18 protein-coding genes are annotated in these 15820 nt (G+C 54.9%); 12 read left to right on the top strand and 6 right to left on the bottom strand.

Features of this window, described 5'->3' with window-relative positions; genetic code table 11:
- Positions 1 to 187: 187 nt before the first annotated feature.
- The 12 genes from AO277_RS03670 (at position 188) to AO277_RS03725 (ending at position 11581) form a co-directional block, all read left to right on the top strand.
- Positions 188 to 964: an ABC transporter permease gene (locus AO277_RS03670; RefSeq protein ID WP_044319578.1), complete on the top strand. Its 777-nt coding sequence runs from the start codon at positions 188 to 190 to the stop codon at positions 962 to 964.
- Positions 961 to 1665, top strand: coding sequence for an ABC transporter ATP-binding protein (locus AO277_RS03675; protein ID WP_005742963.1), 705 nt, complete (start codon positions 961 to 963; stop codon positions 1663 to 1665). The genes AO277_RS03670 and AO277_RS03675 overlap by 4 nt, the downstream gene beginning before the upstream one ends.
- A 58-nt stretch (positions 1666 to 1723) precedes the next feature.
- The gene (locus AO277_RS03680) at positions 1724 to 2485 is read left to right on the top strand and encodes a glycosyltransferase family 2 protein (protein ID WP_044319579.1); all 762 of its coding nucleotides are present in this window, start codon (positions 1724 to 1726) and stop codon (positions 2483 to 2485) included.
- Between the two features lies 1 nt (position 2486).
- Positions 2487 to 3101 carry a PI-PLC domain-containing protein gene (locus tag AO277_RS03685; RefSeq protein ID WP_044319568.1) on the top strand — a complete coding sequence of 205 codons (615 nt, stop codon included), beginning with the start codon at positions 2487 to 2489 and terminating at the stop codon, positions 3099 to 3101.
- 7 nt (positions 3102 to 3108) lie between these two features.
- A complete protein-coding gene (locus tag AO277_RS03690) occupies positions 3109 to 3747 on the top strand; it encodes an HAD family hydrolase (protein ID WP_044319569.1) in 639 nt (212 codons plus the stop codon).
- Positions 3744 to 4475 (top strand): glycosyltransferase family 2 protein, encoded by a 732-nt coding sequence (locus tag AO277_RS03695; protein WP_044319570.1) that lies wholly within the window; start codon positions 3744 to 3746, stop codon positions 4473 to 4475. Before AO277_RS03690 ends, AO277_RS03695 begins: the two co-directional genes overlap by 4 nt.
- Positions 4472 to 4792: a hypothetical protein gene (locus AO277_RS03700; protein WP_044319571.1), complete on the top strand. Its 321-nt coding sequence runs from the start codon at positions 4472 to 4474 to the stop codon at positions 4790 to 4792. Before AO277_RS03695 ends, AO277_RS03700 begins: the two co-directional genes overlap by 4 nt.
- A 3-nt stretch (positions 4793 to 4795) precedes the next feature.
- A complete protein-coding gene (locus AO277_RS03705; RefSeq protein ID WP_044319572.1) occupies positions 4796 to 6571 on the top strand; it encodes a hypothetical protein in 1776 nt (591 codons plus the stop codon).
- Complete coding sequence (locus AO277_RS03710) at positions 6568 to 7173, top strand: hypothetical protein (protein WP_044319573.1); 606 nt, start codon at positions 6568 to 6570, stop codon at positions 7171 to 7173. The genes AO277_RS03705 and AO277_RS03710 overlap by 4 nt, the downstream gene beginning before the upstream one ends.
- A 41-nt stretch (positions 7174 to 7214) precedes the next feature.
- Positions 7215 to 8258, top strand: coding sequence for a WavE lipopolysaccharide synthesis family protein (locus AO277_RS03715; protein WP_044319574.1), 1044 nt, complete (start codon positions 7215 to 7217; stop codon positions 8256 to 8258).
- Positions 8259 to 8450: 192 nt separating this feature from the next.
- Entirely contained in the window at positions 8451 to 10730 is a 2280-nt protein-coding gene (locus tag AO277_RS03720) for an autotransporter family protein (protein ID WP_044319575.1), read from the top strand.
- Complete coding sequence (locus AO277_RS03725; RefSeq protein ID WP_044319576.1) at positions 10730 to 11581, top strand: alpha/beta hydrolase; 852 nt, start codon at positions 10730 to 10732, stop codon at positions 11579 to 11581. The genes AO277_RS03720 and AO277_RS03725 overlap by 1 nt, the downstream gene beginning before the upstream one ends.
- Before the next feature lie 92 nt (positions 11582 to 11673).
- Here the strand turns inward: AO277_RS03725 and AO277_RS03730 are convergent, their stop codons facing one another.
- The 6 genes from AO277_RS03730 to AO277_RS28690 form a co-directional block, all read right to left on the bottom strand.
- Positions 11674 to 11916, bottom strand: a complete 243-nt coding sequence (locus tag AO277_RS03730) for a helix-turn-helix domain-containing protein (protein WP_002551868.1) — start codon at positions 11914 to 11916, stop codon at positions 11674 to 11676.
- Positions 11917 to 12323: 407 nt separating this feature from the next.
- Complete coding sequence (locus AO277_RS03735) at positions 12324 to 13055, bottom strand: LexA family transcriptional regulator (protein WP_002551869.1); 732 nt, start codon at positions 13053 to 13055, stop codon at positions 12324 to 12326.
- A gap of 357 nt (positions 13056 to 13412) precedes the next feature.
- A complete protein-coding gene (ppa, locus tag AO277_RS03740; RefSeq protein WP_044319577.1) occupies positions 13413 to 13940 on the bottom strand; it encodes an inorganic diphosphatase in 528 nt (175 codons plus the stop codon).
- A 110-nt stretch (positions 13941 to 14050) separates the two neighbouring features.
- Positions 14051 to 14860, bottom strand: a complete 810-nt coding sequence (locus AO277_RS03745; RefSeq protein WP_002551871.1) for a M90 family metallopeptidase — start codon at positions 14858 to 14860, stop codon at positions 14051 to 14053.
- A gap of 3 nt (positions 14861 to 14863) precedes the next feature.
- Positions 14864 to 15511, bottom strand: coding sequence for a DedA family protein (locus AO277_RS03750; protein WP_002551872.1), 648 nt, complete (start codon positions 15509 to 15511; stop codon positions 14864 to 14866).
- Positions 15512 to 15581: 70 nt separating this feature from the next.
- Positions 15582 to 15820 (bottom strand): hypothetical protein (locus tag AO277_RS28690; protein ID WP_218962502.1); only part of this gene is annotated, 239 nt, incomplete at its 5' end.

Consider the following 15820-nt stretch of genomic DNA (forward strand, 5'->3'; position numbering starts at 1 on the left):
AGCGGCTATGGCTCAGCAGTCTAAAAATAGCGGCCTACTTCAGACCATTCCTAAGGCGTCGTCCTATAGCTGTAACTCTATGAAAGAAGAGAACATGTGCCCGCAGCATGAGGCCATAAGGTTATCCATTTATGATCTTGATTGTCAAAATCGTTCTCTGATCTACCTGTCAATAGCTGGATACCGTATGTCGTCATCTCGCAGCACAAGCTTTATAAAATGGCGTGACCTGATCATCAATCTCGTGTCCAAGGAAATTAAAATCCGTTACATGGGTGCGACGCTAGGCTTCGTTTGGTCATTGGGAAATCCGCTGGTTGTTACACTTACGTATTACACGGTTTTTACCTATATCCTGCCCAGCAGTCAGGACCGTTTTGCACTTCATCTGGTAACGGGTGTTGTCCACTGGATGCTTTTGGCGCAAATAGTTTCACAGAGCGGGGAATGGCTCATCAATAACGGCAATCTCATTCGAAAGTTACGGTTCCTGCGTATATTGCTACCCCTCTCCGGAGCATTGTCGATTGCTGTGTTCTGGGCGGGCTGCATGATCGTGTATGCATCGTTATTTCCCATGCTGGGTGGCGTGTTTTCACGCGCTCTGTTTTTTTATCCCATTGTACTGATTGCGTTCATGGCGCTGATTATGGGGTTCGGTCTGGCGCTTAGCGTCATTCAGGTAACTGTGAGGGATGCAAAACACTTCATCGATGTGTTTTTGCCCTTGCTGTTCTGGTTGACGCCAATTGTGTGGGTCACCTCCGCGCTGCCCGAGGGTGTCGCCAGCATAGCGGCCTACAACCCGGTAGCTCTTTATTTCGATAGTTTCAGCAGCATTTTGCATGCTGGTGTGGTTCCAGACACCCGTGATCTGCTGCTTTGCGTGTTGATGGGGGCCGCCTCGTTGCTCATCGGCCTGCTGATATTCAGAAAGGTCGACGACGTGGTGGAGTATTTATGAGCCGCGTCGTCATCAAGGCGGAAAACCTTACCAAGCAGTTCACTCTTCGCCACAACAGGGGCGGTTTGAAAAGCAAGTTTCTAGGCCTGTTCGATGCTCGATACCGTGAGCATGCCGAAACGTTCATGGCAGTCAGCGACGTGTCGTTCACCTTGCATAAAGGGGAGTCGCTTGCACTTGTGGGACATAACGGTTCAGGTAAAAGCACGCTCTTACAGCTGGTTTCACGCATCCTTGTTCCCACCAGCGGACGTTTGACTACGGTGGGTCGTGTAGCCCCTTTAATAGAAATCGGTGTGGGCTTTCACCCTGATCTGACAGGGGAGGAGAATATCTATCTCAACGCCAGCCTGTTCGGGTTAAGTAACAGGGAAGTGCGTTCGCGTTTCAACGAGATCGTGGATTTTTCCGGGCTGGGAAACTTCATTGATACCCCGGTCAAGAACTATTCGTCGGGTATGTATATGAGGCTGGGTTTTTCGGTGGCGGTTCATGTTGAGCCACAGGTTTTGCTGGCTGACGAAGTGCTCGCTGTGGGGGATGAAGAGTTCAAGCGCAAATGCCACGAGCGAATTCGCACTTTGCAGGATGACGGCATGGCCCTGATTCTTGTTACCCACGCGGTAGAAGAGGGTAAAGAGTTTTGTCAGCGCTATTTGACGCTTGAGCGTGGCCGGATGATTGAACACGGTTGTTATTGATTCATTGCAGTCAATGCCGCTTCGTCAACTTCAAATCACCCATTCAAAAGGGATTTTCATGCTGCAAATTATCGTTCCGATGGCGGGTGCCGGGAGTCGCTTTGCGGTCGCGGGCTACACCGATCCCAAGCCGTTGATCCCTGTACATGGCGTACCGATGATCAAGGTCGTGATTGACAACCTGACGCCGAATTGTCCGCACCGATTCATCTTCATCTGTCAGGCGGATCAGGTCGCAACCTATTCGCTGAGGGAAAAGCTGAATGCCTGGGCACCTGGATGCGACATCGTCGAGCTTGGTGGGCTGACGGGGGGCGCCGCGTGCTCCGTTTATGCCGCCAGGCACCTGCTCGACTATAGCCAGCAAGTGATGAATGCCAACAGCGACCAGTATGTCGATGTGGACATAAACGCTTATCTGCAGGCAATTAACGAGAGTGACGCAGCGGGCTTGATCATGACGATGAAAGCCAGCGATCCGAAGTGGTCGTTTGTGGGCTTCAGCGCAGAAGGCCTCATCACCCGCGTAGTGGAAAAAGAGGTCATCTCTGATGAAGCCACTGTCGGCATCTACAACTTTCGCAATGCAGGTCAGTTGATATCGGCCATCGAGACAATGGTCATGAAAGATCTTCGCGTCAATGGCGAGTTCTATGTTGCCCCGGCGTACAACGAGATCATCGGACGCGGCGCCAAAGTGATTCATTACAGTATTGGCGCAGAGGGTCATGGCATGTACGGACTGGGTATACCGGCAGACCTGAACCAATTCCTGTCGTTGCCGCTAAGCAGGCAGGCAGCCTCGGGAAGGCAGGCCTGACATGCAGATCATCAGCCATCGCGGCTATTGGCTGCAAGAGCCGCAGCGTAATTTGCCCGAAGCATTCCACCGATCATTCGATCTTGGTTTCGGCACAGAAACCGATGTCCGCGACGTGGCGGGTCAACTGGTTATTTCTCACGACATGCCCGTTGGTGGCGAACTGACGCTTGAGGAGCTGCTCGCCATCATGGCAGGTCGTAACTTGCCACTGGCCATCAACATCAAAGCTGATGGAATGGCGCAGGCGCTCGCCAAAACCTTCGCTCGATATGGTCATACCAACTGGTTTGCCTTCGATATGGCGGTACCGGACATGCGCAGTTACTTTCACGCGAACGTTATTACTTACACCCGGCTCAGCGAAGTTGAACCGTCCCCAGCCTGGATCGAAAAGGCAGCAGGTGTCTGGCTTGACGGTTTTGAGGGGGAATGGTTTTCCAGTCAGGTTATTGGCGATCTTCTATCTCAGGGGAAGCAGGTGTGTGTGGTATCTCCCGAGTTGCACGGGCGTGACCATCGCGGCCTGTGGCAGCAATTGCTTGAACTCGACGCGCACGACGGTTTAACGATTTGCACTGATATTCCCGCAGACGCAGCCACTTTCTTCAAGTGAGGCAATCATGATCAAGGCAGTGATATTCGATATGGATGGCGTCCTCATTGAAGCCAAGGAATGGCATTACGATGCACTGAACAAAGCCCTCAGCCTGTTCGGTTACAACATCAGTCGCCATGAACACCTCACCGCCTACGACGGTCTGCCCACCTCGCGCAAACTCGACATGCTGAGCGTAGAGCGCGACCTGCCGGTTGCGTTGCACGCATTCATCAACGAAATGAAGCAGCAGTACACCATGGAAATCGTGTACGCCCAGTGCAAACCGACGTTTGTGCATCAGTACGCGTTGTCATCGTTGAAAACAATGGGCTACAAGCTGGCGGTTGCATCCAACTCCATTCGCAACACCGTGGAGGTCATGATGAACAGGGCAGACCTGGAGCGATACCTCGATTTGCAGCTCTCCAACGAGGATGTCAAACATGCCAAGCCAGCTCCCGATATCTACACCAAAGCCATCAGGCAACTGGGCCTGATGCCCGAAGAGTGTCTGATCGTCGAAGACAACGAAAATGGTATCAAAGCCGCCAGAGATTCCGGTGCCCATGTTCTGGTCGTGGCTGTAACCTGCGATGTAAACCTCAATAACATCCTCGGCAAGGTCGATGAGATCAACGTCGACAAGGTGGCTAGCCTGTGAGCGCATTGAACATCATTCTTCTGTCGGGAAAGAAGGGAGAGACGTCGCTCGACGACGGCGAGTACCCCGAATATCTGTGCGAATGCAATGGCAAGCCACTGATCCATACGCTGATCGACAACTGTGCTGCGCTTGAGCCGCGCAGGATCATCTGCACATTCTCGAATGACGATGTCACTCGGCTGCACCTTCGCAACATGGTCCAGCAAATGCACCCTGCGGCCAGTGTTCTGCCCATTAACAAAATCACCCAGGGTGCCGCCTGCACGGCACTTCTGGCGAGCGGGCAAATCGACAACGATGATGAGTTGTTGATTCTCAGTGTCAGTGATTTTCTGGATATAGAGCTGCGTGACGCCGTGCGTGCGTTTCGGAACAACGATGAAGATGCCGGCGTGGTTATCTTCAATTCACTGCACCCTCGCTATTCATTCGCACGTCTGGATAGCAACTGCCGGGTCATTGAAGCTGCCGAAAAAAATCCGATCAGTCCCCACGCCATTGCAGGTGTGTACTGGTTCAAATCCGGCTCGCTGTTCGTGGCGGCGGCGAAAGAGATGATTCGCAAGGATGCCAGGGTCAATGACAACTTCTACATAGCACCCGCCCTCAATGAGCTGGTGCTGTTACAGAAAAGGATCGGTGCCTACCGAATCGAACCCAGTCAGTACCGGCCACTGAAAACCAATAGTCAGCTTCACGCTTTCGAAGCAGGAGAAATGCGATGAAAACGGTAAGACTGCAAGACATGGTCAAAGGCTGGTTTGTGGGCGGCTTCGAGCCTGCTGCTTTCAATACCGAGTCCTGTGAGGTCGGGGTCAAGATTTACCAGGCAGGCGAAAAGGAAGCTGCCCATTATCATAAGGTTGCCACAGAGATAACCGTGCTCATTTCCGGGTCCGTCAACATGCGCGATCAGGTCTGGCATGCAGGCGACATCATCGTTCTGGAGCCGGGCGACATCACTGCGTTCGAAGCGCTCACTGATGCAACCACCGTTGTCGTTAAGGTGCCCGGCGCGCTTGCCGACAAGTACGTCGTCTGAGCCATGAAAACGACCCATCTCCAGCACCATCCAAGCCTTGGTTACCTGGCGGCGGACAGCCTGCATAAGCTCCCGGTTGGCCTGCTGCTGCCCCATGAATGTTCGGGTTTTGTTTCGTTCCGCGCCCATCCGTTTCGCAAGCCGGAGCGGGTAATCAAAAACCTGCATGCCGCACTGCGTCCGTTATCCATGTACGACTCGGGTAGTTACTGCTTTTATGGTGTCCAGAGTGATTCACCGCTGGCGCCACTGCTGCTGTGGGACGGTGCCCATTTTCTGAATGTTGGCGAGAAGATTACAGTTATCGAAGACACTGAGTTTGAGTGCTATCTGGACCGTGAGTATTTTGCCGGATCACTCAAGGTAATCGAACGCTCGGCCACCTCTGTCACCTACAAAAAGGTAGCAAGGCTGGCGGCGGAATCCGATGACGATCTTGATGGCTGGAGCTTTTGCCTTCCTGTAGGGCCAGGAGACGCCACGGTCCTGAATGCGGTAGTGAAGCGTATTCTGGAAATTGACGTCCCGCGCAAGGAGATACTTCTGTGTGGCACACCGGGAAGCAACTTCGCCTATTTCGACAAGGTCCGCATCGTGGGGCAGGACATTACCGCTCCGCCAGTGCAGATCTGCAAGAAGAAAAATCGTCTCGCTCTGGAGGCCGGATTCAGCAATCTCGTGATCCTGCATGACCGCGTATTTCTGCCCAGGAATTTTGGAGAAATCGTACGTCGCTTTGGTCCGCGCTATCCGTTGATGACACTGCAAAGCATGTTTTTCGACAATCGGCTCAGTATGCACCCTCGCCGCTATTCGGATTACGGCATGGCTTTGGGCGCGATAGCCAACGGTCTTCAGGGGGTGAGCCGAAACTGCAGCGATGCAGCGAGTATCGCCCCGTCGATTTTTCCAGAGATCGAGCGGACCGGTTTCAGTTATGCCAGTGCCATGCGTTACAACAGCGACTCCTGCTACGCGACCGGCAGTCTCTACATCTGCAGGAAGGAAGTGTGGAATGCCTTCCCGTTGGACGAGTCTTTGTATTGGGTTGAATTTGAAGACATTGAACACGGTATGCGCCTGTCAAAAGCTGGCGTACCTTGCAGGGTCAATCCATTCGGCATTACGCAATCAATCACCTCCCGTGCGCTATTGGGATCAGAGACTTTGGTGCAATCAGCAAGTGGCAAACTCGGACGCATAGGCCCGCGTTACTTCTCGGTTCTGAACAAGAAGCCTCTGATCAACATCTCCAGCAAAACGGCTCTCGCCAGGCTGCACCAGTTCGCAAGTAAGTACCTCGTCAGCCGGGCAGCAGTGAGTATACCGACCGGGGTTTGTCATATAAGTGTTCGAGCCTGGATCGAGCTGATCAATCATGTCGTTCAGCAGTCCACGTTCAAAAACGATATTGGAACGGTCAGAGAATTTATCAGCGACTTTGAGAGGCTGGTGTTGTTTGACCAGCTCCCAAGTACGCGGCAAGAGTTTCTGGTCAATCGCTTCCTTGCAGACCCTGTGCTGGCCAAAAAGACGCTGATCACCCAGAGCTGTGAAGTGCGCAATATGTTGCGTCAACGCAGTACGCAGACATGGTTTGTTCGTCAGCAGGATGATTACTTTCATCACCTCCTCCTGTCGCTCCCGGGTATTTTGATTTCGGCGGTTCGTGCTTGCAGAAACAACGGGAAAATCTTCTATTTTGAAAGCGTGTGGGCTGCGGTGAAGGCTATCTATAACTCCACTCCCTTCGAGTCCTATGCCAGAGGTTCAAAATGAAGATATTCGTCGTGTCTCATTTGAGCCCCAGGCCGGCCAGTCATGACCTGATCTGTCAGCTGTCCCACATCCAGCACGCGTATAGAAAGACAATCCCGGTGCTTGTCATCGATGACCGCTACAACCTGACCGAACTGCCCATCAGCGATCTACCGACGGACCACGTCCAGTTCAGTCTGGAAGACTTCCTTCACGAAAATGGCCTGAGCGGCATCGTGGCGAACAGCGTTGCGCGTCATATGGATAAGGTCGAGAGCGTATGGGTACTGATTGATTTTGGTCAGCATGACTCGGCTACCTGCATGGACTTCATTCAGAAAATGGCTCGCTACAACTATTTGAGCCCAAGGCTTCGAAACCTAAACATCGTGATCATGGTGCCTGCCATGCACCTGGGTATCTATTCGCGAACCCTCAATGCCTCGTTCAATAACCTGCCTTCAAGCACAACAGCTGCAGCTCGTTCGGCTCAAATCGGGAGGTTATTCATGGTCACTCGTCTTGAGACGGTGCTGATCAGCCTGCCAATGCTGGCTGGAGTCCTGCGTCGCATGCATCGTCTTTTTTTGCGCGTCTTTCGGCGTGCTGCGAGATTTATCTGACTGATCTGTTCTCGTCGTCATCTTCCATTAAGGTTAAAAATATGCCTCATCTTGTGGCCGTTGATTCCAGAAAAATCAGCGTGGTTATCCAGGGGCCTCTTTATCGCAACCTGAGCCCCCAGCGGAATATCTTCGCCTGTATCGCATCGGTCAGGACACACCTGCCACATGCCGAAGTTATCGTCTCTACCTGGTGTCATGAAGATACTTCTGCGGTTGAAGCGGATCAGCTCATCATGTCGGATGATCCGGGTGCCTTCGTCGACGATGCCGGTAATCAGATCAACATCAATCGCATGCTGCGATCGACGTTGTGCGGTATTCAGGCCGCCTCAAGACCGTATGTCATGAAGACGCGCGCCGACCACAACCTGACCAGCCCTGCACTGGCTGTCATAGGCCAGCCAGATGATGCCAACCCTGGCGAAACGCGCTTGTTCGAGACGCCCATTACCACCACGACGCTCTACATTCGTGACCCTGAACGGTTACCGATGTTGTTCCACATATCGGACCTTGTTCAGTTCGGCACACGCGATGCGATGCTCGCCATGTGGGAGCAACCACTGTTTGAAAGGAGCGCGCTTTTCAATGACAAGCCGTCTCGCAACCCGTTTGGCAACTTCATTGGCTACACGTCTGCGCGCATGGTGACCGAGCAGGCGCTGATGCTGGGTGTCATGCGCAGGAAGGGCATTGACGCGCGGCTTGGACGTCCCTGCGAGGTAGGGCTGAGCAATCTGAAGTTATGGGACAACGTCTTGAGGCGCAACTTCAGAGTCCTGAATCACTCCGAGGCTGGCGTAGACTTCCCGGAACGCTTTCTAACCAGCCGCCGCGTATTGAGCACACTCTACAAAGCTTCTGCGATAGAGCAATTGCGGGGTATTGATCCGAAGCGCTACAGGCTGAGAATCGCGCGCATCTGGCTCAATCAGTACCTGCTGACCTGCCTGCGCCCCGGCTGGTGGGTGTCCTTTGCGACCATCGTATTGTTCAGCAGTTCGCCGACCTTTGCCAAGCGCGTTCGCTCGTACTGGCGCACGCTCAGGAAGGTAGCGCATGCAGAGTCATATCGGATCTAGTCATCCCGACCCTGAGCACTTGCTCGACTTTAGCGAAGTGCGATTGCGCCGATAATAGTTGATGTTATTTCAAGTCGGTTACTTTATTCTCGCCGCGCTCTTCTGTGTGGCCAGTGGCCACTTTTCGCTGCGACAGGTTCTCGACAAGCATGGCAGCGCCCCCAACATAAGGAATGAATCTTGAACTCTGTGATGTTTCGCAAGACCCTTCTCGCCATGGCTGTGGCTGCAACTGCCGTTCCGGCTTTTGCTGAAACAGTCCAACTGACCAACGCTGGCTACAAAAGCGAGCGTCAGACCCATACCGGCAATCTTGAGATCAACGGTGCCTATTCGGGGAGTGCGGTTAAAGATGCGATTCAGCTAAGTGGTTCGACCGTTGAAAAGAACCTTATCCTCAACGGGAACATCAGTGGCTCCGGCACCTTTGCTAGTGGTGAAGGAGCCAAAGGCATCAGCCTGGAGGGCGGTAGGATCAACGGCAACGTCATCAACCACGGTCTGGTTGAAGTTTCCGGTCAAGGCGCGACGGCCCTGGACGTCGCCACGAGCCTGAAATTCTTCGAAAACCATGGCAGCCTCTCCGCTAGCGGCGCCGGGTCTCAAGGTCTTCGAATCGACGGGGCCACTATGATAGGCAATAGTGCGGACATAACCAACACCGGGACGATCCGCGGCGAGAGCGCTGCTATCGTGATGGGCACTACTAAATTCTCTATGATCGGCGCTCAGCCTTGGTACATCGAACGGGGCGACTTCAATATCTATAACGAAGGTTCGATCATTTCCGCTGACAGGGCTATCGACGCTTCTGGAAGCAATCGTCCGATCGAGCTGATCCTGAGAAAGGGCAGCGTCGTTGTCGGTAACCTGATCGACGTAAGCAATATCGAGCTGGAGGGGGATACTTCCTTCACAGGTACTGACAGCCGTAAAGATGGCTACAACATTCGCCTCAAGAGCGGCGGATCGGTTTATGTTGGTGGCACCTCCGACAGTCCTACTACCATGACTTTCGAGTCCGCACACAGCAGCATTGGCGGCGATCTGTATGTCGACGGCAATTCGGCACTCGGCCTGAATCTGAGTAAGGCCACTGATACTAAAACCGCGGTGCTGAAAGTTACCGGCACTACTCAGTTCGAACCGGGAGCGCAAGTAAAGCTCGCGGCCAAGGGTGACGACTTCAATGCCAACGGCACTGCTTACACGCTCATCGAATCAGGTAAGATCGAACTGCTGACCAAGGATGGGCGCGCGGTCGACCCTGCTGGCAAACTGGATGTAGTCAGTACCTCGGCGCTACTTAAAATCGACAGCTATACCGTTGACGGCAAAGACGTTGTGGCTGTGGTCACCGCCAAGGGCAAGGAAGAGGTCGCTCAGGTAGTTACCAACAACGGCGGCTCAGTTAATGAACAGACCACACTGGTCAACCTGACCGGCGACAGCATTATCAGCAAGCTGAACGACAGCGATGCGTTCAAACAGCTTTTGCTGAACGCTGACGGAGGGCAGCTTGCCAAGCTGGCCTCGCAGCTGTCGCCGGAGGTCAACGGCGGGGCCAGAAGCGCCGCTACTACCAGCCAGGGTCTGATCAGCAACGTAACGGGCAGCCGCACCAGCTCGATACGCGGCGCGTCTTCTGGCGAAGGTTTCAAGAATGCCGGGGTTTGGGTCCAGTCGCTCTACAGCGATGCCACTCAAGGCCAGCGTGACGGAATTGCTGGCTATAACGCGTACAGCAGCGGAGTCGCGGTGGGCGCTGACGGCAAGCTCAACGACAACCTGACGCTGGGGTTGGCGTACAGCTTCATCAATACCGACGTGAATGGCAAAAGTGGCAACAAGACCGAAGTCGATAGCCATGCATTCACGCTGTACAGCGGCTTCGAACAAGGCAATTACTTTGTCGATACAAGCCTGACTTACGGCCTCAACGACAACCAGGGCAAACGCAGCATTGCAGGTACGCGTGCCAAGGCAGATTACGACAGTGACCTGCTGGGCCTGAATCTGGTGGGTGGCTACACCTATCACGTCAACCCGCAAGTATTGGTCGAACCACGCCTGGCGGCGCGTTACAGCCAAGTGAACATCGACGGCTATCGTGAGAAAGGCTCGTCGGCTGCGTTAAAGGTTGAAGACCAGCGTTATGAAACCATTGAGCTGGGCGCAGGCATGCGCGTGGCTGGCAGCTTCCTCTTGGGCGCCGGAACACTGGAGCCACAAGCCAAACTGATGGCCTACCACGACTTCGCCGCCGACGAAGCGCAGAGCACGTCCACCTTTTTGCTCGGCAGTACACCGTTTGTAACCAGCGGTGCCAAGGCTGTGCGTGACAGTTACGAAGCGGGTGTGGGTGCCGATTACAAACTGGGTGCCGTCACACTGGGCGTCAACTATGACTACATCGGTAAATCAGGCTTCGATGCCGATGTGTTCTCTGCAAAAGTGCGTTACGACTTTTGATGTGGAGTTACCGCCTCGGTCGAAAACGCTTGGGCGGTACCCTTGCAGTCGTGATGGCGCTGCTGTTGAGCGGAGCCATCGCCGGTTGTCAGTCTCCGCGCGCTGATCTACAGCAATTGGCCAACCAGCATGGCCGACAGATGCAGATTCTGTCGGCACAGCCCTTTCCACTTGCGGCGCTGTTACCGCCAGAGACCTTCAGAGCGAACCGTCTGCGGGTCTATCTGGAAGGCGACGGTCATGCCTGGGCCACCGCCACTCAACCCAGACTCGACCCGAGCCCACGTAAGCACCTCGTGCCGCAGCTGGCAGTCAACGACCCGACGCCCAGCGCCTATCTGGCACGACCTTGCCAATTCATCACGGCCCCGGCCTGCAACGCTGCCCTCTGGACCAATCGCCGTTTCTCCCAAGCAGTGGTCACCAGCCTCAGCAGTGCGCTGGACCATATGAAACAACGTTACGGTAATAACGAGTTCGAGCTGATTGGTTATTCAGGCGGCGCAACCCTCGCGTTGCTACTGGCTGGACAACGAAACGACATCACCCGGATCCAGACCATCGCTGGCAATCTGGCCCCGAATCAGTGGACAGCACTAAAAGGACTTTCGCCTCTCAATGGATCGTTGGACCCACTCGATTACATTCAGCGCCTGGCATTGATACCTCAGCGTCACTTGTCGGGCACGCGTGACGAAATGATCCCGACTGAACTGGCAAAGGGTTACAGCAGGCAACTGGGCAACGGTGCGTGCATCCAACTGATTGTCGTCTCGGGGCCGAGTCACGAAGACGGTTGGGAACAGGTCTGGAAGCTGTGGAGAGGGCGGGGCGTAGATGTGTGTCCGTGATCGTCCTATATCTGACCAAAACGCACTGCATTGAATCGCTATGAGTCATTTTTCACGCAAGCGCTCATCCAGCAAAGCTTCGCGATTGTCGATTATAGGCGAGCCATAGAGTCCAGCTTGCTGAGCAGCGCATACGGGTCAGTCCCGATCCCCCGACAGACATCCATGAACTCAATGACATCGAGCCTGCGCTCGGCGTTCTCCGTCTTTGAGACAAATGACTGCGGCCGCCCTAGCCTGACGGCCAATTCTTTTTGCGTCATACCGGCTGCGCTGCGCGCTTCCAGCAAAAGATCAAGCAACGCTTGGTAGCGGGCGTTATGGATGGTTTTCACGTGGCAAACCCTCTAATAGTCCGGTTACCTGAATAAACCTGACTTGGGATTATCCTAAAGTGGGTTTCGACCGGGACAACCAGCAAAGTACCGTCAACGGCTGATTTGGCGGGAAGCTTCTCAAGTAGATGATATCCACTGCCCAGCCGCGAGAAGAACGCGGGAGGCATTAAAAAGCCGGCTTGTGTCCGGCTTCTCGTAGGCGGTTCCGATCTATTTTTGATAGACCGCAATCGCCTTCAACAGATGCGCCTCTTGAAGAAGCGCGAATAGGCAACAGGGCAAACGGATCACATGCCCCATTCAAACACCGCATCGCATGACTGCGTCAGGTGCTCTGGATGGCGCACAGAATACTGAAATTCTCCGCCAATGCCCAGCCCGAATGCCTTTCAACCCCAAACGCCTCACAACAGCAGCATCGCATTGCGCCGACTGTTGAGTGTCGACCACCAGAATATCCAGCCCAGAATCCGTATTTTCTCCCGGTCGATGTCTTCGGCACTGAACAGTTCGTCCGGGTATTCGGCGTCGTTATGGCTGCGCAGGCGCAGACCGCCATTGGGCATGCGGTAGAGGTAGCGCACGCGCAGGATGCCGCCGTGCTCGAGGGCGTAGATTTCGCCGTCGATGACCTGGGTCAGTTCGCGGTCGACGCCGAGAATCGAGCCGTCCTGGATCTTGTCGGCCATGCTGTTGCCGACCATGGCGACACACATGCAGTTTTTTGGGTCGATGCCCATGGTTTGCAGAACTTGCACGGGCAGGCGGATTTTTTGCCCAGGGGCTTCGGAAAGGACGGTTTTGCCGACGCCATGAGTGGATTCAACCTCCGTGTAGATCTGAATTTCCACATCGCCGCGCAGGACGTTTCTGGTCTGCTGGATGACCATGCGTGTGTCTTCACCAGTGTTTTCATTGGCCGATTCATTGGGATGTTTGGGCCCGTCGCCCGTGCGCAGCCAGCGTGCGTTTACGGTTAACAGTTCAGCCACCTCATCGATCCGCGCCATGGGCACGCCACGCTTGAACCAGTTATTGACGTGTTGCGGCGTGATTTTGCGGTTGGCCGCAAAGTCAGTCGCTGTGAGATGGCACTCCCGAAGGAGGATGCGGAGTCGATCGCCTGATGTATTCATAGGGCGAAGTCTACGGACGTCGCTTGGGCGTTTAAATGAACGAGGTGTTGAGATCGACGTTATCCCAAGGGGGTGGCGGCTATTCGGACTACGGATGGAATGAACATCGTGTAGGCAGATTCCGTAATAGCGCTTTTTTGGCTAAACGACGTATCGGGCGTTTACCCTTGCTATACGGGAGTTAACGAACTGTTTATCGAGCGCCTAAAAGTCGAACGCATTTTTAAACGTGTGCGCTGCAAAAAAAATGGATAGGTGTGTTTCAAGGAACGGTATTAGCGGGGAGCAGCGGCAGGGAAGGGGTCAAGCGTGTTTCAGGGCACGTGTGTGGCGTGCCCTGAAACGCCAGATCAGTGATCAGCCTTTGAACGCTGCAACCGATTTGGTGATCTCGGCGCGGGCAGCGTCAGCATTGCCCCAACCTTCGATTTTTACCCATTTGCCTTTTTCGAGATCCTTGTAGTTCTCGAAGAAGTGCTTGATCTGTTCAAGCAGCAGGGCTGGCAGGTCTGTGTACTCTTTGACGTCGACATACAGCTGGGACAGCTTGTCGTGTGGCACTGCGATAACCTTGGCATCGCCACCGCCGTCGTCAGTCATGTGCAGAATGCCGACCGGGCGGGCACGGATGACCGAACCTAGGGACACCGGGTAAGGCGTCACCACCAGCGCGTCCAGCGGGTCGCCGTCGTCAGCCAGCGTGTTAGGGATGAAACCGTAGTTGGCCGGGTAGAACATCGGGGTGGCCATGAAACGGTCAACGAACAGGCAATCGGTTTCTTTGTCGATTTCGTACTTGATCGGCGCATGGTTGGCCGGGATTTCGATCGCGACGTAGATGTCGTTCGGAAGGTCTTTGCCTGCCGGAATCTTGCTGTAGCTCATTGGGCATTGCCCCCATAGTTGACCAGACAGATTTTGGCGCGAACCGCCAAAAAGTGGTCAGGATTATAGGCATATTCTGTTTTGGTTGCCACGCATGGCCTTGGCGGCTGTCAGTTGTCCCGGTAAGCCGGGTCCTGCTGACGCAGCAGGTTCAGTCTGGCGAGAGTGTCTTGCCGGTAAAACGCCTTCAGTTGTTCGTAGACTGCCGGGTAACTGTCGTGCAGCAGGTCGGGTGCGCTGAAGAAGTATTCGCTGGTCACGGCGAAAAACTCGGCAGGGTCTTCTGCGGCATAGGGATCGATGGCGGGCTCGGCGTCGGGGTTGTGGTCCAGTTGCCGGTTGAGATCATCGAACGCGCTTTGCATGACGCGAGCCCATTCGGTCACCTGCATATCGCTGTGCAGCGGCGGCAGCCCATTGGCGTCGCCGTTGAGCATGTCGAGCTTGTGCGCCAGTTCATGGATCACCAGGTTGTAGCCATCCCAGTCGCCGCTGCTCAACACGCCCGGCCAGGCCAGAATCACCGGGCCCTGCAGCCAGGCTTCGCCGCTGTGTTCGCCATCCCACTCGTGCTCCACGCCACTGGCATCGCGATGGCGCTGCGGGCTGACGAAGTCGTCGGGGTACAGCACGATCTCGTGAAAGCCCTGATACCAGTTCAGTTCGCCCAGATTCAGCAGAGGCAGTTGCGCCTGGGCGGCGAGAAACAATCGCTGCTCGTCATCCAGATCAACGCCCGGCAGTGCACTGAGGTGTTTGTCATTTAGAAACAGTACGCAGGCGTCACGCAATTGCGCATGCTGCCCGCTGCTCAGCCCATCGAGGATCGGCAGACGTCCACGCACCTTCTGCCACAGCTCGTCAGCAACCGGGTGTCTGGCGAGCGTGCGCTGCCTGCGCCAGTTGCTGAACGACCACATGATTCAGCGTGCGTCTGCCGGAGGCGCGCTACGGCTGCGAACCACACCAATGATCATCGGCACCAGCGACAGCAGGATGATTGCCAGCACCAGCAAGGTCAGGTTGTGCTTGATGAACGGCACGTTGCCGAAGAAGAAGCCCAGTGTCACCAAGCTGCCGACCCACAGCACTGAGCCCAATACGCTGAAACCCACGAAGCGCGGATAGGACATTTTGCCCACACCGGCCACGAATGGAGCGAACGTGCGGATGATCGGCAGGAAACGCGCGAGTGTTACGGTTTTGCCGCCGTGGCGCTCATAGAAGTCCTGGGTGCGCAGCAGGTAGTCGCGGCGGAAGATGCGCGATTTGGGGTTGCTGAACAGTTTTTCGCCCGCAGTGCGGCCAATGACGTAGTTGGTACTGTCGCCCAGAATCGCCGCCAGCATCAGCAGCCCGGCCAGCAGGACCGGGTCCATGCCGCCGCCGGCAGCCACGGCTCCGGCGATGAACAGCAGCGAGTCGCCTGGCAGGAAGGGCATGATCACCAGCCCGGTTTCGCAGAAAATCACCAGAAACAGAATCGCGTAGACCCACGTACCGTAGTTGGTCACCAACAGGTCAAGGTAGACGTCGAGATGCAGAATAAGGTCAAGCGGGTTGAAATCCATTAAGGCACCTGAGGCGAGAACCCTGTACGGGGTCGCATGCGGAAGAAACGACTGTTCAGTATGCGCGGCATTATAGGAGCAGAATGCGCAGAAGGGGTTTGGGAATAAACGCTGGGTTTTTGATGTGTGACGACTGGAGCGGTATGTTGCGCTGACGCGGCTTTGCTGACGCGGCTTTGCTGCCGCGTGCTGGCGAGGGGGTGATCAGTCCTGGTTGATGGGCAGCACGTAGTTTTTGGGGAGTATCAGTTTTTTTGTGTTCGGGCTGGTTAGGGCCTGCCGTCAGGCAGGCCCTTGTTTTACCAGCTC

This window comes from Pseudomonas amygdali (assembly GCF_002699855.1).
GTDB classification, from domain to species: Bacteria; Pseudomonadota; Gammaproteobacteria; order Pseudomonadales; family Pseudomonadaceae; genus Aquipseudomonas; species Aquipseudomonas amygdali.